This window comes from Shigella sp. SIG6 (assembly GCF_053555815.1).
In genome coordinates this window covers 15,720-40,198 of record NZ_JBQZXC010000015.1, presented here as the reverse complement: position 1 = coordinate 40,198, position 24,479 = coordinate 15,720, and the positions used below count along the sequence as shown (strand labels likewise).

At 55.0% G+C, this 24,479-nt stretch carries 18 protein-coding genes and 4 pseudogenes; 18 read left to right on the top strand and 4 right to left on the bottom strand.

Annotated features, from left to right (window positions below; translation table 11 throughout):
* Positions 1-92: 92 nt before the first annotated feature.
* Genes phnL through phnP form a run of 5 tightly spaced genes read left to right on the top strand, consistent with a single transcriptional unit; the run spans position 93 to position 3,650 of the window.
* On the top strand, positions 93-773 hold the full coding sequence (phnL, locus tag ACUU1M_RS04570; RefSeq protein ID WP_000611402.1) for a phosphonate C-P lyase system protein PhnL: 681 nt from the start codon (positions 93-95) through the stop codon (positions 771-773).
* Complete coding sequence (gene phnM / locus ACUU1M_RS04565) at positions 770-1,906, top strand: alpha-D-ribose 1-methylphosphonate 5-triphosphate diphosphatase (RefSeq protein WP_000586284.1); 1,137 nt, start codon at positions 770-772, stop codon at positions 1,904-1,906. The genes phnL and phnM overlap by 4 nt, the downstream gene beginning before the upstream one ends.
* Complete coding sequence (phnN, locus tag ACUU1M_RS04560; RefSeq protein WP_000971876.1) at positions 1,906-2,463, top strand: ribose 1,5-bisphosphokinase; 558 nt, start codon at positions 1,906-1,908, stop codon at positions 2,461-2,463. The genes phnM and phnN overlap by 1 nt, the downstream gene beginning before the upstream one ends.
* Positions 2,450-2,884, top strand: a complete 435-nt coding sequence (gene phnO / locus ACUU1M_RS04555) for an aminoalkylphosphonate N-acetyltransferase (protein ID WP_001110500.1) — start codon at positions 2,450-2,452, stop codon at positions 2,882-2,884. Before phnN ends, phnO begins: the two co-directional genes overlap by 14 nt.
* Before the next feature lie 7 nt (positions 2,885-2,891).
* Positions 2,892-3,650 (top strand): phosphonate metabolism protein PhnP, encoded by a 759-nt coding sequence (phnP, locus tag ACUU1M_RS04550; RefSeq protein ID WP_000059937.1) that lies wholly within the window; start codon positions 2,892-2,894, stop codon positions 3,648-3,650.
* A gap of 146 nt (positions 3,651-3,796) precedes the next feature.
* Here phnP and yjdP read toward each other — a convergent pair whose 3' ends face one another.
* The 3 genes and pseudogenes from yjdP to ACUU1M_RS04535 form a co-directional block, all read right to left on the bottom strand.
* Positions 3,797-4,126 carry a DDRRRQL repeat protein YjdP gene (gene yjdP / locus ACUU1M_RS04545; RefSeq protein WP_000806198.1) on the bottom strand — a complete coding sequence of 110 codons (330 nt, stop codon included), beginning with the start codon at positions 4,124-4,126 and terminating at the stop codon, positions 3,797-3,799.
* Between the two features lie 68 nt (positions 4,127-4,194).
* Positions 4,195-4,827, bottom strand: a complete 633-nt coding sequence (locus ACUU1M_RS04540) for an N-acetyltransferase (protein ID WP_000636708.1) — start codon at positions 4,825-4,827, stop codon at positions 4,195-4,197.
* A gap of 80 nt (positions 4,828-4,907) precedes the next feature.
* Positions 4,908-7,123, bottom strand: a pseudogene (locus ACUU1M_RS04535) (ATP-binding protein).
* Between the two features lie 113 nt (positions 7,124-7,236).
* Here ACUU1M_RS04535 and ACUU1M_RS04530 point away from each other — a divergent pair.
* From ACUU1M_RS04530 to ACUU1M_RS04505, 6 genes are read left to right on the top strand one after another with little or no spacing between them, the layout of a single operon-like run.
* On the top strand, positions 7,237-8,757 hold the full coding sequence (locus ACUU1M_RS04530; RefSeq protein WP_152028878.1) for a sugar ABC transporter ATP-binding protein: 1,521 nt from the start codon (positions 7,237-7,239) through the stop codon (positions 8,755-8,757).
* On the top strand, positions 8,754-9,728 hold the full coding sequence (locus ACUU1M_RS04525; protein WP_000213466.1) for an ABC transporter permease subunit: 975 nt from the start codon (positions 8,754-8,756) through the stop codon (positions 9,726-9,728). Before ACUU1M_RS04530 ends, ACUU1M_RS04525 begins: the two co-directional genes overlap by 4 nt.
* Before the next feature lie 30 nt (positions 9,729-9,758).
* Positions 9,759-10,700: an ABC transporter substrate-binding protein gene (locus ACUU1M_RS04520; protein WP_001237471.1), complete on the top strand. Its 942-nt coding sequence runs from the start codon at positions 9,759-9,761 to the stop codon at positions 10,698-10,700.
* A 54-nt stretch (positions 10,701-10,754) separates the two neighbouring features.
* Positions 10,755-11,438 (top strand): D-lyxose/D-mannose isomerase, encoded by a 684-nt coding sequence (locus ACUU1M_RS04515; protein WP_000830343.1) that lies wholly within the window; start codon positions 10,755-10,757, stop codon positions 11,436-11,438.
* A gap of 14 nt (positions 11,439-11,452) precedes the next feature.
* Positions 11,453-12,313, top strand: a complete 861-nt coding sequence (locus tag ACUU1M_RS04510) for a ketose 1,6-bisphosphate aldolase (RefSeq protein WP_152028879.1) — start codon at positions 11,453-11,455, stop codon at positions 12,311-12,313.
* Positions 12,310-13,311: a carbohydrate kinase family protein gene (locus ACUU1M_RS04505; protein ID WP_005072244.1), complete on the top strand. Its 1,002-nt coding sequence runs from the start codon at positions 12,310-12,312 to the stop codon at positions 13,309-13,311. The genes ACUU1M_RS04510 and ACUU1M_RS04505 overlap by 4 nt, the downstream gene beginning before the upstream one ends.
* On the opposite strand, the gene ACUU1M_RS04500 is transcribed toward ACUU1M_RS04505, so the two are convergent.
* Positions 13,308-14,015, bottom strand: a complete 708-nt coding sequence (locus ACUU1M_RS04500; protein ID WP_000805934.1) for a response regulator transcription factor — start codon at positions 14,013-14,015, stop codon at positions 13,308-13,310. The genes ACUU1M_RS04505 and ACUU1M_RS04500 overlap by 4 nt on opposite strands.
* A 290-nt stretch (positions 14,016-14,305) precedes the next feature.
* Between ACUU1M_RS04500 and yjcS the strand changes: the two are divergent.
* The 7 genes and pseudogenes from yjcS (at position 14,306) to yjcO (ending at position 24,470) form a co-directional block, all read left to right on the top strand.
* Positions 14,306-16,307, top strand: a pseudogene (yjcS, locus tag ACUU1M_RS04495) (alkyl sulfatase YjcS).
* 208 nt (positions 16,308-16,515) lie between these two features.
* A complete protein-coding gene (locus ACUU1M_RS04490) occupies positions 16,516-16,791 on the top strand; it encodes a YtcA family lipoprotein (protein ID WP_024260654.1) in 276 nt (91 codons plus the stop codon).
* Between the two features lie 18 nt (positions 16,792-16,809).
* Positions 16,810-17,841, top strand: a complete 1,032-nt coding sequence (mdtN, locus tag ACUU1M_RS04485) for a multidrug efflux transporter periplasmic adaptor subunit MdtN (RefSeq protein ID WP_000446345.1) — start codon at positions 16,810-16,812, stop codon at positions 17,839-17,841.
* Positions 17,841-19,892: a multidrug efflux transporter permease subunit MdtO gene (gene mdtO, locus ACUU1M_RS04480; RefSeq protein WP_001275136.1), complete on the top strand. Its 2,052-nt coding sequence runs from the start codon at positions 17,841-17,843 to the stop codon at positions 19,890-19,892. Before mdtN ends, mdtO begins: the two co-directional genes overlap by 1 nt.
* Positions 19,889-21,341, top strand: a pseudogene (gene mdtP / locus ACUU1M_RS04475) (multidrug efflux transporter outer membrane subunit MdtP). Before mdtO ends, mdtP begins: the two are co-directional and overlap by 4 nt.
* Positions 21,342-21,538: 197 nt before the next feature.
* A pseudogene (gene fdhF, locus ACUU1M_RS04470) lies at positions 21,539-23,687 on the top strand (formate dehydrogenase subunit alpha).
* A 93-nt stretch (positions 23,688-23,780) separates the two neighbouring features.
* Positions 23,781-24,470: a Sel1 family TPR-like repeat protein YjcO gene (yjcO, locus tag ACUU1M_RS04465; protein ID WP_000719889.1), complete on the top strand. Its 690-nt coding sequence runs from the start codon at positions 23,781-23,783 to the stop codon at positions 24,468-24,470.
* Positions 24,471-24,479 lie beyond the last annotated feature (9 nt).

Below are 24,479 nucleotides of genomic sequence, written 5' to 3'. Positions count from 1 at the left end.
GTAAACGCCTTATCTGGCCTACAAATGCGCTCCCCGTAGGTCGGATAAGACGCATCAGCGTCGCATCCGACACCCGAACCACGAGGCGAAAAATGATTAACGTACAAAACGTCAGTAAAACCTTCATCCTGCACCAGCAAAACGGCGTGCGCCTGCCCGTCCTCAACCGCGCCTCGCTCACCGTCAACGCGGGCGAATGCGTGGTGCTCCACGGCCACTCCGGCAGCGGCAAATCAACCCTGCTGCGCTCGCTGTACGCCAACTATCTGCCCGATGAAGGGCAAATCCAGATCAAACACGGTGACGAGTGGGTAGACCTGGTCACCGCGCCAGCGCGCAAAGTGGTGGAGATCCGCAAAACCACCGTCGGCTGGGTGAGCCAGTTTCTGCGCGTCATCCCGCGTATTTCAGCACTGGAAGTGGTGATGCAGCCGCTGCTCGATACCGGCGTACCGCGTGAAGCCTGCGCCGCTAAAGCCGCGCGTCTGCTCACCCGCCTGAACGTGCCGGAACGCCTGTGGCACCTGGCGCCATCAACCTTCTCCGGCGGCGAACAGCAGCGCGTCAACATCGCCCGCGGCTTTATCGTCGACTACCCGATTCTGCTGCTCGACGAACCTACCGCCTCGCTGGACGCCAAAAACAGCGCCGCGGTGGTGGAACTGATCCGCGAAGCCAAAGCTCGTGGCGCAGCCATTGTCGGCATCTTCCATGACGAAGCCGTACGTAATGACGTTGCCGACCGCCTGCACCCAATGGAAGCCTCTTCATGATTATCAATAACGTCAAATTGGTGCTGGAAAACGAAGTGGTACACGGTTCACTGGAGGTGCAGGACGGCGAAATCCGCGCCTTTGCCGAAAGCCAGAGCCGCCTGCCGGAGGCGATGGACGGCGAAGGCGGCTGGCTGCTGCCGGGGCTGATTGAGCTGCATACCGATAATCTGGATAAATTCTTCACCCCGCGCCCGAAAGTCGACTGGCCCGCCCATTCGGCGATGAGCAGCCACGACGCGCTGATGGTGGCAAGCGGCATCACCACCGTACTGGACGCCGTGGCGATTGGTGATGTGCGCGACGGCGGCGATCGGTTGGAGAATCTGGAGAAGATGATCAACGCCATCGAAGAGACGCAGAAACGCGGCGTCAACCGCGCCGAGCACCGTCTGCACCTGCGCTGCGAACTGCCGCATCACACCACGCTGCCGCTGTTTGAAAAACTGGTGCAGCGCGAGCCGGTGACGCTGGTGTCGCTGATGGACCACTCGCCGGGCCAGCGCCAGTTCGCCAACCGCGAGAAGTATCGCGAATATTATCAGGGCAAATACTCGCTCACCGATGCGCAGATGCAGCAGTACGAAGAAGAGCAACTGGCGCTTGCCGCACGCTGGTCGCAGCCGAATCGCGAATCCATCGCCGCCCTGTGCCGCGCGCGACAAATTGCGCTCGCCAGCCATGATGACGCCACCCACGCCCACGTTGCCGAATCCCACCTGCTTGGCAGCGTGATCGCCGAATTTCCCACCACGTTTGAAGCGGCGGAAGCCTCGCGCAAGCATGGCATGAACGTACTGATGGGCGCGCCGAATATCGTGCGCGGCGGTTCGCACTCCGGCAACGTGGCGGCCAGTGAACTGGCGCAGCTTGGCCTGCTGGATATCCTCTCTTCCGACTACTACCCCGCCAGCCTGCTGGATGCGGCATTTCGCGTCGCCGATGACCAGAGCAACCGCTTTACGCTGCCGCAGGCGGTGAAGTTAGTGACCCAAAATCCGGCGCAGGCGCTTAATCTTCAGGATCGCGGGGTGATTGGCGAGGGCAAACGCGCGGACCTAGTGCTGGCGCATCGCAAGGACAATCATATTCATATCGACCACGTCTGGCGTCAGGGTAAAAGGGTGTTCTGATGATGGGAAAACTGATTTGGTTAATGGGGCCGTCCGGCTCCGGGAAAGACAGCCTGCTGGCGGAAATCCGCCTGCGGGAACAAACTCAGTTACTGGTGGCGCATCGCTACATTACGCGCGACGCCAGCGCCGGAAGTGAAAACCATATCGCCCTGAGCGAGCAGGAGTTTTTTACCCGCGCGGGGCAAAATCTGTTGGCCTTAAGCTGGCACGCTAACAGTCTGTATTATGGCGTCGGCGTTGAGATTGATCTCTGGCTGCACGCCGGATTCGACGTGCTGGTCAACGGCTCACGCGCCCATCTGCCGCAGGCGCGGGCGCGCTATCAATCGGCGCTGCTGCCCATTTGCTTACAGGTTTCGCCGGAGATCCTGCGCCAGCGCCTCGAAAACCGTGGTCGTGAAAATGCCAGTGAAATTAACGCCCGACTAGCACGCGCTGCCCGCTATACTCCTCAGGATTGTCTTACGCTCAATAATGACGGCAGCCTGCGCCAGTCGGTCGACAAGCTGCTGACGCTGATTCATCAGAAGGAGAAACACCATGCCTGCTTGTGAGCTTCGCCCGGCTACGCAGTACGACACCGACGCAGTTTACGCGCTGATTTGTGAGCTAAAACAGGCGGAGTTTGACCACCATGCGTTTCGCGTGGGCTTTAACGCCAACCTGCGCGACCCAAACATGCGCTACCATCTGGCGCTGCTGGATGGCGAAGTTGTCAGCATGATCGGCCTGCATTTGCAGTTTCATCTGCATCATGTCAACTGGATCGGCGAAATTCAGGAACTGGTGGTGATGCCGCAGGCGCGCGGTCTGAACGTCGGCAGTAAATTACTGGCATGGGCAGAAGAAGAAGCCTGCCAGGCCGGGGCCGAAATGACCGCGCTTTCGACCAACGTGAAACGCCACGACGCGCACCGTTTCTATCTGCGAGAAGGCTACGAACAGAGTCACTTCCGCTTCACCAAGGTGCTGTAACATGAGCCTGAGCCTGACCCTCACGCTCACCGGCACTGGCGGCGCACAGGGCGTTCCGGCATGGGGCTGCGAGTGCGCGGCCTGCGACCGAGCGCAGCGCTCACCGCAGTATCGCCGCCAGCCATGCAGCGGCGTAGTGAAGTTTAACGACGCAATCACCCTGATCGACGCCGGGCTGCACGATCTCGCCGATCGCTGGTCGCCCGGATCGTTCCAGCAGTTTTTGCTGACGCATTATCATATGGATCACGCCCAGGGGCTGTTTCCGCTGCGCTGGGGCGTGGGCGATCCGATCCCGATCTACGGCCCGCCGGATGACCAGGGTTGCGACGATCTGTTTAAACATCCGGGCCTGCTTGATTTCAGCCACACAGTGGAACCGTTTGTGGTGTTTGATTTGCAGGGGTTGCAGGTCACGCCGCTGCCGCTTAACCACTCAAAACTGACCTTCGGTTATCTGCTGGAAACGGCACATAGCCGGGTGGCGTGGCTATCTGACACCGCTGGCCTGCCGGAAAAAACGCTGAAATTTTTACGCAATAATCAGCCACAGGTAATGGTGATTGATTGCAGCCACCCGCCGCGCGCGGATGCGCCGCGTAATCACTGTGATTTAAATACCGTGCTTGCGCTGAATCAGGTTATCCGCTCGCCACGGGTGATTCTGACCCATATCAGCCACCAGTTTGATGCGTGGCTGATAGAAAACGCACTGCCGTCGGGGTTTGAGGCGGGGTTTGATGGGATGGAGATTGGGGTGGCGTGATGAGAGGGAATGTGCGCGCTGGTCCCCTCACCCTAACCCTCTCCCCAGAGGGGCGAGGGGAGCGATTGTGCTCGATATTGAATATTGCGCTGGTTTTCTCCCTCTCCCCATTGGGGTGAGGGGCGATGCCTGCTCCATACCCAACCTCATCGCCCATACTCATCTTCCATTCTCCGCTCTTCATCTTCTAGCTGCCGACGCTCCTGATCAAGCTGGCGCTGGCGATCGTCCAGCTGCCTGCGGCGATCTTCAAACTGGCGGCGGCGGTCGTCATATTGTCTGCGCCGATCGTCGCTCACTTCACGCTGCCAGCCGTCGTCGCGCGAATCTTCATAGTCTCGCCCACGGTCAGAGTTATAAGCGTCATTAATCGCCTGCTGAATATTACCAATAGTATCGTCGATAATATCGGCCTGGGCCGGAACGGTGGACAGCGTGAGCAGGGTGAAAAGAAAAAGCGTGGAGTAAGGTTTCATAAGCCAGTCTCTGCGATGGACTGGCTTAACGTTAGTTGAGTGTGAATGACCGGAGTAGCGGAGTAATCTCAAATTCGGTAAGGCGCAGACTCTTCCATTAGCTGGTTAGCTCGCTGTTTATTTTCCGCCACCAATACAATGCCATGACATTTTTGATCCGGTGAAATACTCCAGATACGCTCTTCCGGAATGCAGCCGCCATCGTAGATCACTTTCGTGCCATCGTAGGGCCAAAATGCCCCTTGTTCAGTGTCTAATACAAACACGGAAATCTGATCGGACTCGCGTGCGATCTTCTGCCAGAGCATCTTCCCGCCATCATATTGATCAAAATCGCTGATTAGCGTGATACCGCATTGCAGGATTAGCGCTTCATACAGCCGAGTTGCCAGACCCTTATCGCGCTCACCTGGAGAGACACAAATACCTTCCACCTGTACCAGATCCGAGTCTTCCCACCAGCGTTCAACGGCAATGATATCGCTGCCGAACTCTTTTTTACGCTGCAGATCGAGAGCGGCAAGTACCCGATGACGCGGCACGCCTGCAAAAACTTCAATGTCCGCTTCAATGATGGCCGCTCTTGGCGTCTGGTTGTCATAAATTACCTGTAACAGACGTCCAGAAAGCTCGATCTCTTCCACCACGCGAAAAGAACGAGCAACCGTCATAGGGCTATAGGTAGTTGGCATCACGATCATATGTAAATCACTTCAATTCAGAACAGAATTGCTCACAATAGCAGCACGTTTGCTTCGAGCCTCTTGATAAATTCTGAAAATCATCCCTCAATTTGCCCCAGCACCTGCGCCAGCTGCGCGCGGGTAAAGGGTTTGCGCAGCAGCGCCACGTCCGGCAGCGCGGGGTTATGGCTGGGGCGTAAATCCTGACCGCTGATGAGTAGCAGCGTCAGGTGCGGGTAAAGTTTGCGGGCCGCATTGACCACTTCTGCGCCGCTCATGCCGCCAGCAGGTCCAGCGCCTGTTCGCCGCTGCTCGCTTCCAGTGTCAAATAGCCCAGCAGGTGCAACTGCTCGCAGATGGTCTGGCGCACCGCGGCTTCATCTTCCAGCACTAACACCAGTTTATCGCCATTAACAGCTGTCTGTTCTACCGCCGCTGGCGATAGGTTTTTCGCCGCCGTCAGCGCGCGGGGAAGCTGTAATCTGACCGTTGTCCCCTGCCCCGGCGCGCTTTCAATTTCCACGCGCCCGCCGGACTGGCGCACGAAACCATAGACCATCGACAAGCCCAGCCCGCTGCCGCTCCCCGTCTGTTTGGTGGTAAAGAACGGCTCGAACACCTGGCTTTTCACCGCCTGCGACATACCGCTGCCATGATCGATGACCTCCAGTGCCACCATGTCCTGACGCTGCCCACTGCTGCGGGTAACACGCTGATTCCAGGTACGAATTTTGATAATTCCCGTCTGCCCTTCCATCGCGTCGCGGGCGTTCATCACCAGGTTGATGATGGCGTTTTCCAGTTGGCTGACGTCAATCCACGCGGACCACGCCGGAGACTGCGCTTCAATCTCAATCGTCAGCGTCGCCGGTAAGGAGTGGCGCATTAATTCGCTTAACTCTTCCAGCAGTGTTTTTAGTTCAACGGCTTGCGGATGTAAGGACTGCTTGCGGGAAAATGCCAACAATCGCTGGGTCAGTAGCGCGCCACGTTCGGCGGCTTGCTGCGCCCGCTGTATTCGCGGCGCGTCGGGTGAGTTCGTGTTCACCAGTTCCAGGCTACCAATAATTACCGCCAGCAGATTATTAAAATCATGGGCCAGCCCGCCCGTCAGTTGCCCGACCGCTTTTAACTTCTGGCTGTGCAATAGCGCCTCTTCCAGCCCCTGCCGCTCGGTTTGGGCAATCTCCATCTGCGTGGTTTTCTCTTTCAACAGCCGTGACGTTCGTTCAAGTGATGCGGTATTGCGGGCAAAAACGTTAAAGGCGCGCGCCAGTTCACCCAACTCATCGCGCCGCTGTAACGCCGGAAAAGTGACGTCCGCTTCGCCGTGCGCCAGGCGGCTCATCGCGCGGGAAATCGCCGTCAGGTTAGAGCCGAGATTGCGATAGATATACCAACCTGCAAACGCGGTGATCACCACCGCTAACAGGGCGAAAATCATGATCAGCCTCTCGCCGGAGCGCAAATCCTGGTAACTTTGCTCCACCCGCTGACCAGAGAGCGTCGCCACCTGTTCGGCGTAACGGTTGATGTCGCCATTAAGGATCGCCACCAGCGCTTTGATGTGAAACATATACCAGCTGATTGCCAGATCGCTTTGCTCCAGAGCCGCCGAAAGTGGCGCGAGTTTACGCAGTTCACGATTAAAATCAGCGAGTAGCGTATTAACCAATGGCGTATCGCTGTGAGTTGGCAAGGCAGACATCACTCCGACCAGTTGATGAATAATCGCCTGCGGCGCGGGGGTGGCAATGGCGGCAACAATCAGTCGGTTCATCTCGTTAAGCAAAATATTATCTTGCGCGTGAGTGACTTTTTGCAGATGCCGCAGATAACTTAAGTTTTGATACAGCGAACTTAACAGCGCGTTACGCTCCAGATGCCGCCTTTGCCCGCGTTCCAGCATTCCGCCGACGCTGGTTTGCAGTTCGTTGCTACGCGTGATGATGCGCGTCACCAGCCCGGCTTCCTGCTGCGCTAAAGGCGCGTTCGCCAGTTGTGCAAGCGAGCTTTTTAATGCCCGCTGTGTCTCCTGCAACCGCTCGGCTTCGCCTTTATATTCCAGTGCTCCCACCACCTGCGACAATCGCACTGCCGCCGTTGCCACGTTTGCCGTGTCGCGCGCCAGATTCAGGCTGCCGGTCATATCATCTACAGTTTGCTGCTGCACCAGCTCTTGCATCTGGCTGGCATGACGAAAGCCCATTACCGCCACGCCGCTGACCATCAACGTCACCGCCACCACCAGCAAATTCAAAAGCAGCAATCGCCCGCGCGCGCTGGCAAAAAAGTGACGTCCGGGGTGCGCCATATCACGCTCCGTGAAGAAAAATCGCAATATGACAAATATGAACGGCTTCTGACATTTTGCATTTACTTTCCTGTGATGGAGTGCTGATATCGACAACCTCGCAGGAGTCCACCATGAACAGCACGCCGGTTCTTGAGATGCGCAATATTGCCAAAGCCTTCGGCAAATTTTATGCGCTCAAAGGGGGGGATTTGACGGTCTACCCTGGCGAGATCCATGCCCTGATGGGGGAAAACGGCGCGGGAAAAAGCACGCTGATGAAGGTGCTGGCGGGGGCGTATACCGCCACCAGCGGCGAGATCCTGATAGACGGCAAGCCCTTTCACATTCGCACGCCAAAAGATGCCTTAAGCGCCGGTATTACGCTGATTTATCAGGAGATGCAGCTGGCACCCAATTTGACGGTGGCAGAAAATATTTTCCTCGGCAGCGAGCTTTCCCACGGCGGGCTGGTGCAGCGAAAAGAGATGCTGGTGCAGGCGCAAAGAGTGATCGACCGCCTCGGCGCGCAGTTTAACGCCAGCGATAAGGTCATGACGCTGACCATTGCCGAACAACAGCAGGTCGAAATCGCCCGCGCGCTACATCGCAACAGCCGCATTCTGGTGATGGACGAACCCACCGCTGCCCTCTCCTCCCGTGAAACTCACCGTCTTTTTGAACTGATTATGCGGCTGCGCGATGAAGGGATGGCGATTATCTACATCAGCCACCGTATGGCGGAAGTGTATGAGCTTTCCGATCGCGTCAGCGTGCTGCGCGACGGGCAATACGTTGGCAGCCTGACCCGCGATAACCTCAATGCCGGGGAGCTGGTGCGGATGATGGTCGGCAGGCCACTGAGCGATCTGTTCAATAAAGAGCGCGATATCCCGCTCGGTAAAGCCCGCCTGAATGTTCACCACCTGACCGACGGCGGCAAAGTCCAGCCGAGCTGCCTGCAGGTGCTTTCCGGCGAAATTGTTGGCCTCGCCGGGCTGGTGGGAGCCGGACGTTCCGAACTGGCGCAGTTAATTTTCGGCGTGCGGAAAGCGACAGGCGGAATGATTGAAGTCGATGGCGAACCGGTGGTGATCCACTCCCCGCGCGAAGCCATCGATCTTGGCATTGGTTTTCTCACCGAAAACCGCAAAGAACAAGGCTTATTCCTTGAAATGGCGGCAGTCGAAAACATCACTATGGCAACCCTGGAGCGCGATGCCAGCTGGGGAATGCTCAATCGCAAAAAAGCGCAAACCATTTCCGATGACGCCATTAAGTTGCTCAACATTCGCGTGCCTCATGCCCAGGTACGCGCGGGCGGGCTTTCCGGCGGCAATCAGCAAAAACTGTTGATCTCCCGCTGGGTGGCGATTGGCCCGCGCATTTTACTGCTCGATGAACCCACCCGCGGCGTGGACGTTGGCGCAAAAAGTGAGATCTACCGGATCATGAACGAGATGGCGCGCAAGGGCGTGGCGATCCTGATGATCTCCAGCGAACTGCCGGAGATAGTGGGAATGAGCGATCGCGTCCATGTGATGCGCGAAGGCAGCATTGCCGGTGAGCTAAATGGCAAAAACATCACCCAGGAAAACATTATGACCTTAGCGACTGGCGTCAACGACGCCCATTCCCAGGCGGTGACCTCATGACGACCTCTGCAAAAACCTCTGCCAAAAAAATGCTGATGAGCGATCTGATGCAAACGGTCGGCATTTTGCCCATTTTGATCCTGATCGTAGCGGTATTTGGCTTTATCGCGCCAAACTTTTTTACCGAAAGCAACCTGCTAAATATTACCCGCCAGGCGTCGATCAACATTGTGCTGGCGGCGGGGATGACCTTCATCATTTTGACCGGTGGGATCGATCTTTCTGTAGGTTCAATCCTCGGCACCACGGCGGTGGCGGCAATGGTTGTCTCCCTTAGCCCGGAGTTCGCCATGTTGTCTATCCCGGCGGCGCTGATGCTCGGCCTGCTGCTGGGGCTGTTCAACGGCGCGCTGGTGGCCTTTGCCGGATTGCCGCCGTTTATCGTCACGCTTGGCACCTATACGGCGCTGCGCGGGGCGGCGTATCTGCTGGCTGATGGCACCACGGTTATCAACTCCAACATTAATTTCGAGTGGATAGGCAATAACTATCTCGGGCCGGTCCCGTGGCTGGTGGTGATTGCGCTGGCGGTGATCGTGCTGTGCTGGTTTATTCTGCGTCGCACCACGCTTGGCGTTCATATCTACGCCGTCGGTGGCAATATGCAGGCGGCGCGTCTTACCGGCATTAAGGTCTGGCTGGTGCTGCTGTTTGTTTATGGCATGAGCGGCCTGCTTTCAGGGCTTGGCGGGATTATGAGCACCTCGCGGCTGTACAGCGCCAACGGCAACTTAGGTATGGGTTACGAACTGGATGCCATTGCGGCGGTGATCCTCGGCGGCACCAGTTTTGTCGGCGGCATCGGCACCATCACCGGCACGCTGGTGGGGGCGCTAATTATCGCCACGCTCAACAATGGCATGACCTTAATGGGCGTCTCTTACTTCTGGCAGCTGGTGATCAAAGGGGCGGTGATCATCATTGCGGTGCTTATCGACAAATACCGTACCCGACATCATCAAAGTGCATAACAACAATACCCTACACATGAGGAATACAGCATGAGATTGAAGCCCTTAGTGACCGCGCTCTGTGCAGGCGCGCTGCTGGCCGCAGCACCGTTCGCCCAGGCGAAAGATCTGAAATCGATAGGCGTAACGGTAGGTGACCTGGCGAACCCGTTCTTCGTACAGATCACCAAAGGCGCGGAGCTGGAAGCACGCAAACTGGCGGGCGATAACGTCAAAGTGACGCTGGTTTCCAGCGGCTACGATCTGGGTCAGCAGGTCTCGCAGATAGACAACTTTATCGCCGCTAACGTCGATATGATCATCCTTAACGCTGCCGATTCAAAAGGGATCGGCCCGGCGGTGAAACGGGCAAAAGACGCCGGGATCGTGGTGGTGGCGGTTGACGTGGCGGCAGAAGGTGCCGATGCCACCATCACTTCCGATAACACCCAGGCAGGCGAAATGGCCTGTAAATACATCACCGATCGCCTGAAAGGCAAAGGCAACGTGGTGATCATCAACGGACCGCCGGTGTCCGCCGTGCAAAACCGCGTCGAAGGCTGCCAGACCGAATTTAAACGCCATCCTGACATCAAGGTGCTCTCTGACAACAAGAACGCCAAAGGCAGTCGTGAGGGCGGGCTGGAGGTGATGACCGGGCTGCTGGCGGCAAATCCGAAGATCGACGGCGTATTTGCGATTAACGATCCGACAGCGATCGGTGCCGATCTGGCAGCAAAACAGGCGCAACGTAACGAGTTCTTTATTGTCGGCGTGGATGGAAGCCCGGACGCCGAAGAGGCGCTCAAGCGTGAGAACTCGTTGTTTGTCGCTACTCCGGCGCAAGATCCACAGGTGATGGCAGCGAAAGCGGTTGAGATCGGTTATGACATTTTGCAGGGCAAACCTGCGCCGAAAGAGCCGGTGCTGATCCCGGTGACGATGATCGATAAAAACAACGTCGGCAATTACAAAGGCTGGACGGTGAAATAAGTCCACACGCCGGGCGGCGATGCTGCCCGACCACCGCTAAGGAGAACGCTTTCGATGAAACGCTCCGCTATAAACAACATTCTCGGCCATACACGGCAATTCTTTTCGCAACATGACGTACATCTGCCGCCCTTTGCCAGTTTCTCTCCTGCTCAATGGCAGCAGCTCGACACCGCCGCGTGGGAGGAGGTTTTTGATCTCAAACTCGGCTGGGATGTTACCGCTTTTGGTGGTAACAACTTTGCAGCACAGGGGCTGACGCTGTTTACCCTGCGTAACGGCTCAGCAAAAGGAATGCCGTATGTGAAATGTTACGCCGAGAAGATCATGCATGTGCGCGATGCGCAGGTCACGCCAATGCATTTTCACTGGCGTAAGCGTGAGGACATCATCAATCGCGGCGGCGGCAATTTGATTGTTGAACTGTGGAATGCCGATAGCAACGAGCAAACAGTTGATACCGACGTTACGGTGGTGATCGACGGCTGCCGCCAGACTCATGTCGCAGGCAGTCAGTTACGCCTGTCCCCCGGCGAAAGTATCTGCCTGCCGCCCGGCCTGTATCACAGCTTTTGGGCGGAAACCGGTTTTGGCGATGTTCTGGTTGGCGAAGTCTCTTCTGTCAATGACGACGACCACGATAACCACTTTTTACAACCGCTGGACCGCTACAACCTGATTGACGAAGACGAACCGGCCCAGCTGGTGTTGTGTAACGAATACCGCCAGTTCCTCTGAATAAGGATAACGTTATGCCGTTGATTTCTCTCGCTGAAGGGCTGGCACATGCCCGCGAACATCACTATGCGTTAGGTGCGTTTAATGTGCTGGACTCACACTTTTTACGCGCCTTGTTTGCTGCTGCCAGACAAGAACGTTCGCCCTTTATTATCAACATTGCCGAAGTACATTTTAAATATATCTCGCTGGATTCCCTAGTCGAGACAGTGAAATTTGAAGCGGCGCGTCAAGCGATTCCGGTGGTATTAAATCTCGATCACGGGCTGCATTTTGAATCGGTAGCGCAAGCGTTACGGCTGGGATTCAGCTCGGTAATGTTTGATGGCTCCACGCTGGGGTATGAAGAGAATATCCGCCAGACGCGGGAAGTGGTGAAAATGTGCTATGCCGTTGGCGTATCGGTAGAAGCTGAACTGGGCGCGGTGGGTGGTGACGAAGGCGGTGCGCTTTACGGTCATGCCGATGAATCTCTGTTTACCGATCCGCAGCTGGCGCGTGATTTTGTCGACCGTACCGGCATTGACGCGCTGGCCGTGGCGATTGGCAATGCGCACGGCAAATATCGCGGCGAACCGAAACTCGATTTCCCGCGCCTCGACGCTATCCGCCAGCAGGCGGCTATCCCGCTGGTATTACACGGCGGTTCAGGGATTAGAGATGCCGATTTCCGCCGCGCCATCGAACTGGGTATCCACAAAATCAATTTCTACACCGGCATGTCACAAGCGGCGCTGGCTGCCGTTGAGGCCCGAATGGCGCACCGTCAGCCGATGTATGACGAGTTTGCCGAGTTACTACTAGCAGTGGAAGCCGCCATCAGCGATACGGTTGCACAACAGATGCGTATTTTCGGCAGTGCGGGGCAGGCATGATGGAACGTAAAGGGATTATCGCCGCAGGCAATATGCTGGTTGACCACGTCCACCAGATTATCCAGTGGCCAGAGCGCGGCTGGCTGGCGGAGATTACCCACAGCGAACGCTCCACCGGCGGCGCGCCGCTTAACGTCCTGCTGACACTGGCGAAAATGCGCACCGGGTTGCCGTTACAGGCGGTCGGGCTAATCGGTCAGGACAGCGACGGCGATTACATTATGGCGATGCTTGAGCAATATCACGTCAATCGTCAGCATGTGCAGCGCACTACCTTTGCCCCGACGTCAATGTCGCAGGTAATGGCTGATCCAAGCGGGCAGCGGACGTTTTTCCATTCGCCAGGTGCAAACAGACTTTTGGATCTTCCGGCGTTCGATCAGCTCGATAACACCATGAAGATTTTCCATCTCGGCTATTTACTGTTGCTCGACAGCCTGGATATGCCGGACGATGTTTACGGCACCCGTAGCGCACGCCTGCTGGCGCAAATGCGTGATACTGGCTTTGAAACCTCACTCGACCTGGTCTCCCGCAAGGGCGATCCGCGTTATCAGCCGCTGGTGCTGCCCGCGTTGCGCCATCTGGATTACCTGGTAATTAACGAACTGGAGGCCGGGGAGTTTAGCGGGCTGGAAATTCGGTTACCCAACGGCGAACCGCATATCGCGCATATTGCTGCCGCCGCGCGTGAACTGTTAGATGCGGGCGTACGCCAGCGTGTGGTGATCCACTGCCCGGAAGGGGCGTGGGGAGAGACCCCGGAACAGTGCGGCGTGTGGATCCCTTCGCAAAAGTTAGAACAACGGGAAATTATCGGCAGCGTCGGTGCGGGCGATGCATTTTGTGCCGGATTTTTATATGGCTGCCATGAACGCTGGACGCTTACCGAGAGCATCAAACTGGCACACGCCTGCGCGCGAGCAAGCCTGTTATGCGCCAATGCCATCGACGGGGCGAAAACGCTGGAAGAGCTGCAAACAGAAATGTCGGATTAATGCACGTCGGCAGCGAAGACATACCCCAGACCGCGCAGAGTTTTAATCAACATCGGCTGATGCGGGTTGAGTTCGATTTTGCGTCGTAAGCGCATGATTAATACGTCGATGGTGCGATCAAACACCTCCACGCTGTCGCTATGAGTGAACGCCAGCAGCTGTTCGCGGCTTAATACCCGACGGGCATTTTGAGCCAGGGCCAGTAACAAGCCATATTCGCCCTGAGTCAGCTCGACATGTTGTTGTAGCGGACTATGCAGTTGGCAGCGAATGGTATCGAGATACCAGCCATTGAATGACAGCCCGGCGTTTTTCTCCTCATTAACCGCCAGCGCGCCAACCCGTCGCAACACCGCTTTCAGTCGTGCGACCACCACCCGTGGGGTGAACGGCTTGCAGATGTAATCATCCGCGCCCATTTCCAGCCCGACCACCACATCAGACTCACTCCCCATTCCGGTCAACATCACCACAGGCAATGCCGGACGCAGTTTCTGGATTTGCTGCAATACCCTCAGGCCGTTGGTATCGGGCAGCATCATATCCAGCACCACCAGCGCAATGTCAGGCTCGCCCTCAATACGCGATATGGCCTCCTGTCCGGTATGGCTGACTGAAACCGTAAAGACATGTTCACTTAACACGTCCTGCAACAGTGCGCAGATAGCCGTGTCATCATCCACCACCAGCACGACGGGTTTCATGGTTACACTCCGCATCATTCATCTAATTAATCATTGTGCGTACTTCTTGTCGAAGTGAAAGCGGAAAGTAATATAAATAATAAAAATATAAGTCAGGTCACATTATTGATGATAGTAATAAATATGCCGTGCTTTTCCCTCTTCAGCACAAATGCCTAATAAAATGGCGCGTTCCGCTCACACTTCCACTTATTAAAGTCGCAAATTCCCAATTATGATAACCCCAGCTTTAAATGACGTATTTTGCATGGATTACATATTTACGACACAAATGATAAATGGAGATTTATATGAATAACTCTCGGTTATTCCGTTTGAGCAGAATTGTTATTGCGTTAACTGCCGCCAGCGGCATGATGGTAAATACCGCTAACGCGAAAGAGGAAGCGAAAGCCGCCACTCAATATACCCAACAGGTTAATCAGAATTACGCCAAATCATTACCGTTTAGCGATCGTCAGGATTTTGACGACGCTCAGCGTGGATTTATCGCTCCGCTGCTGGATGAAGGTATTCTGCGCGATGCTAATGGCAAACCATATTATCGCGGGGAAGATTATAAATTTGATATCAATGCGCCCGCGCCCGAAACCGTTAACCCTAGCCTGTGGCGTCAGTCGCAGTTAAACGGTATTTCCGGCCTGTTTAAAGTCACCGACAGAATGTACTAGGTTCGCGGTCAGGATATCTCCAACATCACCTTTATCGAAGGTGATACCGGGATTATTGTCATCGACCCGCTGGTGACGCCACCGAGCGCAAAAGCCGCCCTTGACCTTTACTTCCAAAATCGCCCGCAAAAACAGATTGTTGCGGTTATTTATACCCACAGCCATACCGACCACTATGGCGGCGTGAAAGGCATTATCTCTGAAGCCGATGTTAAATCAGGCAAAGTTCAGGTGATTGCCCCAGCAGGCTTTATGGACGAAGCCATCAGCGAAAACGTGCTGGCGGGGAACATCATGAGCCGCCGTGCGCTCTACTCTTACGGTCTGTTACTGCCGAACAACGCGCAAGGCAACGTGGGTAATGGCCTTGGCGTGACGCTGGCAACGGGCGACCCGAGCATTATTGCACCGACTAAAACTATCGTCAGAACTGGCGAGAAGATGATTATCGACGGCCTGGAGTTTGACTTCCTGATGACCCCAGGTAGCGAAGCACCAGCCGAAATGCACTTCTATATTCCGGCCCTGAAAGCGCTGTGTACCGCCGAGAACGCCACGCATACCCTGCACAACTTCTACACTCTGCGCGGCGCGAAAACCCGCGACACCAGCAAGTGGACCGAGTATCTGAACGAAACGCTGGATATGTGGGGTAACGACGCGGAAGTCCTGTTTATGCCGCACACCTGGCCGGTCTGGGGCAATAAGCATATCAATGATTATATTGGTAAATATCGCGATACTATCAAGTACATTCACGACCAGACCCTGCACCTGGCGAACCAGGGCTACACCATGAATGAAATCGGCGACATGATTAAACTGCCGCCTGCACTTGCCAATAACTGGGCCAGCCGTGGCTATTACGGTTCTGTCAGCCACAACGCCCGCGCGGTGTATAACTTCTATCTTGGCTATTACGACGGTAACCCGGCTAACCTGCATCCGTATGGTCAGGTGGAGATGGGTAAACGTTACGTGCAGGTGCTGGGCGGTTCCGCACGCGTTATTAACCTGGCGCAAGAAGCGAACAAGCAAGGTGATTACCGCTGGTCGGCAGAACTGCTGAAACAGGTGATTGCCGCCAACCCGGGTGACCAGGTCGCGAAGAATCTGCAAGCGAATAACTTTGAACAGCTGGGCTATCAGGCCGAGTCCGCCACATGGCGCGGTTTCTACCTGACCGGCGCGAAAGAGCTGCGCGAAAGAGCTGCGCGAAGGGGTGCATAAGTTCAGCCACGGCACCACCGGTTCCCCGGACACCATTCGCGGGATGTCGGTCGAAATGCTGTTCGACTTTATGGCCGTTCGCCTCGATAATAGCGCGAAAGCGGCGGGTAAAAATATCAGCCTGAACTTCAATATGAGCAACGGCGATAACCTCAACCTGACGCTGAACGATAGCGTGCTTAACTACCGTAAAACACTGCAACCGCAAGTCGACGCCTCTTTCTACATCAGCCGTGAAGATCTGCACGCCGTGCTGACCGGACAGGCAAAAATGGCGGATCTGGTGAAAGCGAAGAGAGCCAAAATTATTGGCAATGGCGCGAAACTGGAAGAAATTATCGCCTGTCTGGATAATTTCGATTTGTGGGTGAATATCGTAACCCCAAATTAATGTCACTCGCTTTTGGGGGCGCTGAAGCCCCCAAAAACATTTATTTTAAAAATATATACAGCCAATTAATAAATAAAATATATAAGTTATGAATGCGGTGGCTGAATAAAGCTATTTTTATTCATCGAGAAAATAGCCATACTGACGCCTTCAATGGATATTGATATTCACTACAGATATTGTTCGCAGCAGACAGGATGTATTTAATATGCCAACAGTTCTCTCTCGCATGGCGATACACCTCAAAAAAACAGCCTGGATAATTCCCGTCTTCATGGTTTCGGGATGCTCATTATCTCCGGCAATCCCGGTGATCGGCGCTTATTATCCCAGCTGGTTTTTCTGCGCCATTGCCAGCCTTATTTTGACGCTCATCACGAGGCGAGTTATTCAGCGGGCAAATATCAATCTGGCATTTGTCGGAATTATTTATACCGCCCTTTTTGCTCTCTACGCCATGCTGTTCTGGCTGGCATTTTTCTAATCTATTTGAGACGCGCTCATGGAAAGTACGCCGAAAAAAGCTCCTCGCAGTAAATTCCCTGCTCTGTTAGTGGTTGCGTTGGCGCTGGTTGCCCTTGTTTTCGTTATCTGGCGCGTAGACAGTGCGCCATCAACTAATGACGCTTACGCGTCAGCAGATACCATTGATGTGGTGCCGGAAGTCAGCGATCGCATTGTAGAACTGGCGGTCACCGACAACCAGGCGGTGAAACAGGGCGATTTGCTGTTCCGCATCGACCCGCGCCCGTACGAAGCCAACCTGGCGAAAGCCGAAGCCTCCCTCGCGGCGCTGGATAAGCAAATTATGCTCACCCAGCGTAGCGTTGACGCCCAACAGTTTGGTGCCGACTCGGTTAATGCCACGGTAGAAAAAGCCCGTGCCGCCGCGAAACAGGTCACAGATACATTACGCCGCACCGAGCCATTACTGAAAGAGGGTTTTGTCTCAGCAGAAGACGTTGACCGTGCAAGAACGGCGCAGCACGCCGCAGAAGCGGATCTTAATGCCGTATTGTTACAGGCGCAGTCAGCCGCCAGCGCCGTCAGCGGCGTCGATGCGCTGGTGGCGCAACGTGCGGCGGTCGAAGCGGATATTGCCCTGACCAAACTACATCTGGAAATGACGACCGTTCGCGCGCCATTTGATGGCCGGATCATTTCCCTCAAAACCTCCGTCGGGCAATTTGCTTCTGCCATGCGCCCTATTTTTACCCTCATCGACACTCGTCACTGGTACGTGATCGCCAACTTCCGCGAAACCGATCTGAAAAATATTCGCTCAGGTACACCCGCAACGATTCGCCTGATGAGTGACAGCGGCAAAACCTTCGAGGGTAAAGTGGATTCGATTGGCTACGGCGTGCTACCCGATGACGGCGGCCTGGTGCTGGGCGGCCTGCCAAAAGTGTCTCGTTCTATTAACTGGGTCCGCGTTGCCCAGCGTTTTCCGGTCAAAATCATGGTCGATAAACCTGACCCGGAAATGTTCCGCATCGGCGCTTCGGCAGTCGCTAATCTTGAGCCGCAATAATGAGCGCGCTCAACTCCCTGCCATTACCGGTGGTCAGGCTGCTGGCGTTCTTTCATGAAGAGTTAAGCGAGCGGCGACCCGGCCGCGTGCCGCAGATCGTGCAACTCTGGGTAGGCTGCCTGCTGGTGATTCTGATCTCGATGACTTTTGAGATCCCTTTTGTGGCGTTATCGCTGGCAGTGCTGTTTTACGGTATTCAGTCGAACGCGTTTTACACCAAATTTGTGGCGATCTTGTTTGTGGTTGCCACGGTGCTGGAGATCGGCAGCCTGTTTTTGATCTACAAATGGTCATACGGCGAACCGTTGATCCGATTGATCATCGCCGGGCCGATCCTGATGGGCTGCATGTTTTTGATGCGCACCCATCGGCTGGGACTGGTCTTTTTCGCTGTCGCCATTGTCGCCATTTACGGGCAAACCTTCCCCGCCATGCTCGACTATCCGGAAGTAGTCGTGCGCTTAACGCTGTGGTGTATCGTTGTTGGCCTCTATCCAACCTTGCTGATGACGTTAATCGGCGTGCTGTGGTTTCCCAATCGTGCCATTACGCAAATGCATCAAGCGCTTAATGATCGGCTTGATGATGCCATTAGCCACCTGACGGACAGCCTCGCACCGCTACCCGAAACGCGGATTGAAAGAGAGGCGCTGGCGCTGCAAAAACTGAATGTCTTTTGTCTCGCGGACGATGCCAACTGGCGAACTCAAAGCGCATGGTGGCAAAGCTGCGTGGCAACGGTAACCTACATTTACTCGACGCTGAATCGCTACGATCCCACCTCTTTTGCTGATTCTCAGGCAATTATTGAATTTCGGCAAAAATTAGCCTCAGAAATCAACAAGCTGCAGCATGCCGTTGCTGAAGGTCAGTGCTGGCAAAGCGACTGGCGGATCAGTGAAAGTGAAGCGGTGGCGGCACGGGAATGTAACCTGGAGAATATCTGCCAGACGTTGTTACAACTGGGCCAGATGAACCCGAATACGCCGCCAACGCCCGCCGCCAAACCGCCATCAATGGTCGCCGATGCTTTTACCAATCCAGACTATATACGCTACGCGGTAAAAACATTGCTCGCCTGTTTGATCTGTTACACCTTTTACAGCGGCGTGGACTGGGAAGGCATTCACACCTGTATGCTGACCTGCGTGATCGTCGCTAATCCAAATGTCGGTTCGTCGTACCAGAAGATGGTGCTGCGTTTTGGCGGGGCCTTTTGCGGCGCGATTCTGGCGCTGTTATTCACGCTACTGGTCATGCTCTGGCTGGACAATATTGTCGAATTGCTGTTTGTGCTGGCACCGATTTTCCTGTTGGGCGCATGGATTGCCACCAGCTCTGAACGCTCTTCTTATATCGGCACACAGATGGTGGTCACCTTCGCGCTCGCCACGCTCGAAAACGTTTTTGGCCCAGTGTACGACCTGGTGGAAATTCGCGATCGCGCCCTGGGTATCATCATTGGTACCGTGGTGTCCGCGATGATTTACACCTTTGTCTGGCCTGAAAGTGAAGCGCGCACGCTGCCGCAAAAACTGGCTGGCGCGCTGGGTATGTTAAGTAAAGTAATGCGGATCCCACGCCAGCAGGAAGTCACGGCTCTGCGCACTTATCTGCAAATTCGTATCGGTCTGCATGCGGCGTTTAATGCCTGTGAAGAGATGTGCCAACGCGTGGCGCTGGAGCGTCAACTGGACAGCGAAGAACGCGCCTTACTGATTGAACGTTCGCAAACGGTTATTCGTCAGGGCCGCGATATCCTTCACGCCTGGGATGCCACCTGGAATTCGGCGCAGGCGCTGGATAACGCACTACAGCCGGACAGAGCAGGTCAGTTTGCCGACGCCCTGGAGAAATACGCTGCCGGTCTGGCAACCGCACTCAGCCGTTCTCCTCAAATAACGCTTGAAGAGACACCCGCCTCGCAGGCCATCCTGCCCACCTTATTAAAACAGGAGCAACACGTCTGCCAGCTTTTCGCCCGCTTGCCAGACTGGACAGCCCCGGCATTAACGCCCGCCACGGAACAGGCACAAGGAGCCACGCAATGATCAATCGTCAACTTTCACGTCTGCTGTTGTGCAGCATTCTCGGCAGCACGACGCTGATTTCCGGCTGTGCCCTGGTACGTAAGGATTCTGCGCCTCATCAACAGCTCAAACCGGAACAAATCAAACTGGCCGATGATATTCATCTTGCCAGCTCCGGCTGGCCGCAGGCGCAGTGGTGGAAACAACTCAATGACCCGCAGTTGGATGCCCTGATCCAACGGACGCTAAGTGGTTCACACACCCTCGCCGAAGCGAAACTGCGGGAAGAAAAAGCGCAATCGCAGGCCGATTTGTTAGATGCCGGTTCACAGTTGCAGGTGGCAGCGTTAGGGATGCTTAACCGCCAACGTGTCTCGGCGAACGGCTTTTTTGGATGCGCCCGCACTGGGGATGGACGGGCCGTACTATACGGAAGCCACAGTAGGTTTGTTTGCCGGACTGGATCTTGATTTGTGGGGTGTGCATCGCTCAGCGGTTGCCGCCGCCATTGGCGCGCATAATGCCGCGCTGGCAGAAACCGCAGCAGTAGAGCTATCGCTGACCACGGGCGTAGCGCAGCTTTATTACAGTATGCAGGCCAGCTATCAGATGCTCGATCTGTTAGAACAAACTCGCGATGTGATTGATTACGCGGTGAAAGCGCACCAAAGTAAAGTGGCGCACGGTCTGGAAGCACAAGTGCCTTTCCACGGCGCGCGGGCACAGATTCTGGCGGTCGATAAACAAATTGCTGCCGTCAAAGGGCAAATCACCGAAACGAGAGAATCTCTGCGCGCATTGATTGGCGCGGGAGCCAGCGATATGCCGGAGATCAAACCTGTGGCATTACCACGAGTCCAGACCGGCATTCCGGCGACACTCTCTTATGAGTTGCTCGCCAGACGCTCGGATCTGCAAGCCATGCGCTGGTATGTTCAGGCGTCATTAGATCAGGTGGATTCCGCGCGGGCGTTGTTCTATCCGAGCTTTGATATCAAAGCGTTTTTCGGCCTTGATGCCATCCACCTGGATACCTTATTCAAAAAAACCAGTCGCCAGTTCAACTTCATCCCGGGTCTGAAATTGCCGCTGTTTGACGGTGGACGGTTGAATGCCAATCTCGAAGGCACGCGCGCCGCCAGCAACATGATGATTGAACGTTACAACCAGTCAGTACTGAACGCGGTGCGTGACGTTGCCGTCAACGGCACGCGTCTGCAAACGCTCAACGACGAGCGAGAAATGCAGGCTGAACACGTGGAAGCAACGCGCTTCACCCAGCGCGCTGCCGAGGCCGCCTATCAGCGCGGCTTAACCAGCCGCTTACAGGCCACTGAAGCCCGGTTGCCAGTACTTGCCGAAGAGATGTCATTACTGATGCTGGACAGCCGCCGGGTGATCCAAAGCATTCAGTTGATGAAATCGCTGGGCGGCGGGTATCAGGCGGCTCCCGTCGTCGAGAAAAAATAAAATGTCTGCCGCGTGATGGCTGTCACGCGGTATTTCGTTTCGTCACGTCAAAACTGACGACAGCCTGTTTTTCGTCAGAGTTTTGAATAAATAGTGCCCGTAATATCAGGGAATGACCCCAAATAAAATGTGGCATAAAAGATGCATACTGTAGTCGAGAGCGCGTATGCGTGATTTGATTAACTGGAGCGAGACCGATGAAAAAAGTCGTCACGGTTTGCCCCTATTGCGCATCAGGTTGCAAAATCAACCTGGTCGTCGATAACGGCAAAATCGTCTGGGCGGAGGCAGCGCAGGGGAAAACCAACCAGGGTACCCTGTGTCTGAAGGGTTATTATGGCTGGGATTTCATTAACGATACCCAGATCCTGACCCCGCGCCTGAAAACCCCCCATGATCCGTCGCCAGCGTGGCGGCAAACTCGAACCTGTTTCCTGAGATGAGGCACTGAATTACGTTGCCGAGCGCCTGAGCGCCATCAAAGAGAAGTACGGTCCGGATGCCATCCAGACGACCGGCTCCTCGCGTGGTACGGGTAACGAAACCAACTATGTAATGCAAAAATTTGCGCGCGCCGTTATTGGTACCAATAACGTTGACTGCTGCGCTCGTGTCTGACACGGCCCATCGGTTGCAGGTCTGCACCAATCGGTCGGTAATGGCGCAATGAGCAATGCTATTAACGAAATTGATAATACCGATTTAGTGTTCGTTTTCGGGTACAACCCGGCGGATTCCCACCCAATCGTGGCGAATCACGTAATTAACGCTAAACGTAACGGGGCGAAAATTATCGTCTGCGATCCGCGCAAAATTGAAACCGCGCGCATTGCTGACATGCACATTGCACTGAAAAACGGCTCGAACATCGCGCTGTTGAATGCGATGGGCCATGTCATTATTGAAGAAAATCTGTACGACAAAGCGTTCGTCGCTTCCCGTACAGAAGGCTTTGAAGAGTATCGTAAAATCGTTGAAGGCTACACGCCGGAGTCGGTTGAAGATATCACCGGTGTCAGCGCCAGTGAGATTCGTCAGGCGGCACGGATGTATGCCCAGGCGAAAAGCGCCGCCATCCTGTGGGGCATGGGTGTAACCCAGTTCTACCAGGGCGTGGGAACCGTGCGTTCTCTGACCAGCCTCGCGATGCTGACCGGTAACCTCGGTAAGCCGCATGCGGGTGTAAACCCGGTTCGTGGTCAGAACAACGTGCAGGGTGCCTGCGATATGGGCGCGCTGCCGGATACGTATCCGGGATACCAGTACGTGAAAGATCCGGCTAACCGCGAGAAATTCGCCAAAGCCTGGGGCGTGGAAAGCCTGCCTGCTCATACCGGCTATCGCATCAGCGAGCTGCCGCACCGCGCAGCGCATGGCGAAGTGCGTGCCGAGTACATTATGGGCGAAGATCCGCTGCAAACTGATGCGGAGCTGTCGGCAGTACGTAAAGCCTTTGAAGATCTGGAACTGGTCATCGTTCAGGACATCTTTATGACCAAAACCGCGTCGGCGGCGGATGTCATTTTGCCGTCAACGTCGTGGGGCGAGCATGAAGGCGTGTTTACTGCGGCTGACCGTGGCTTCCAGCGTTTCTTCAAAGCAGTTGAACCGAAATGGGATCTGAAAACGGACTGGCAAATCATCAGTGAAATCGCCACCCGTATGGGTTATCCGATGCACTACAACAACACCCAGGAGATCTGGGATGAGTTGCGTCATCTGTGCCCGGATTTCTACGGTGCGACTTACGAGAAAATGGGAGAACTGGGCTTCATTCAGTGGCCTTGCCGCGATACTTCAGATGCCGATCAGGGGACTTCTTATCTGTTTAAAGAGAAGTTTGATACCCCGAACGGTCTGGCGCAGTTCTTCACCTGCGACTGGGTAGCGCCAATCGACAAACTCACCGACGAGTACCCGATGGTACTGTCAACGGTGCGTGAAGTTGGTCACTACTCTTGCCGTTCGATGACCGGTAACTGTGCGGCACTGGCGGCGCTGGCTGATGAACCTGGCTACGCACAAATCAATACCGAAGACGCCAAACGTCTGGGTATTGAAGATGAGGCATTGGTTTGAGTGCACTCGCGTAAAGGCAAAATTATCACCCGTGCGCAGGTCAGCGATCGTCCGAACAAAGGGGCGATTTACATGACCTACCAGTGGTGGATTGGTGCCTGTAACGAGCTGGTTACCGAAAACTTAAGCCCGATTACGAAAACGCCGGAATACAAATACTGCGCCGTGCGCGTCGAGCCGATCTCCGATCAGCGCGCCGCCGAGCAGTACGTGATTGACGAGTACAACAAGTTGAAAACTCGCCTGCGCGAAGCGGCACTGGCGTAATACAGTCCTTTCTACAGCCTCCTTTCGGAGGCTGTTTTTTTATCCATTCGAACTCTTTATACTGGTTACTCCCTACCCAATCGTATTATCAAAATGAAAAAAATTATCGCATTGATGTTGTTTTTGACATTCTTTGCCCACGCGAACGACTCCGAGCCTGGCAGCCAGTATTTAAAGGCAGCAGAGGCCGGGGACCGACGCGCACAATATTTTCTTGCCGACAGCTGGTTTAGCTCCGGCGATTTGAGCAAAGCCGAATATTGGGCACAGAAAGCTGCCGACAGCGGTGATGCTGATGCCTGCGCGCTGTTGGCGCAGATCAAAATCACCAATCCGGTCAGTCTGGACTATCCACAAGCAAAAGTTCTTGCAGAGAAAGCGGCGCAAGCGGGCAGTAAAGAAGGTGAAGTAACGCTGGCGCATATTCTGGTAAATACTCAAGCGGGTAAACCGGATTATCCAAAGGCGATTTCGCTGTTAGAAAACGCCTCGGAAGATCTGGAGAATGACTCCGCCGTCGATGCCCAAATGCTGCTTGGTTTGATTTACGCCAACGGCGTGGGCATTAAGGCCGACGATGACAAGGCAACCTGGTATTTCAAACGCAGCTCTGCAATTTCCCGAACCGGTTATTCCGAGTACTGGGCGGGAATGATGTTCTTAAACGGTGAGGAAGGTTTTATCGAGAAGAACAAACAAAAGCCGCTGCACTGGTTGAACCTGAGCTGTATGGAAGGGTTTGATACCGGGTGTGAAGAGTTTGAAAAATTAACCAACGGTTAAGGTAGGCCT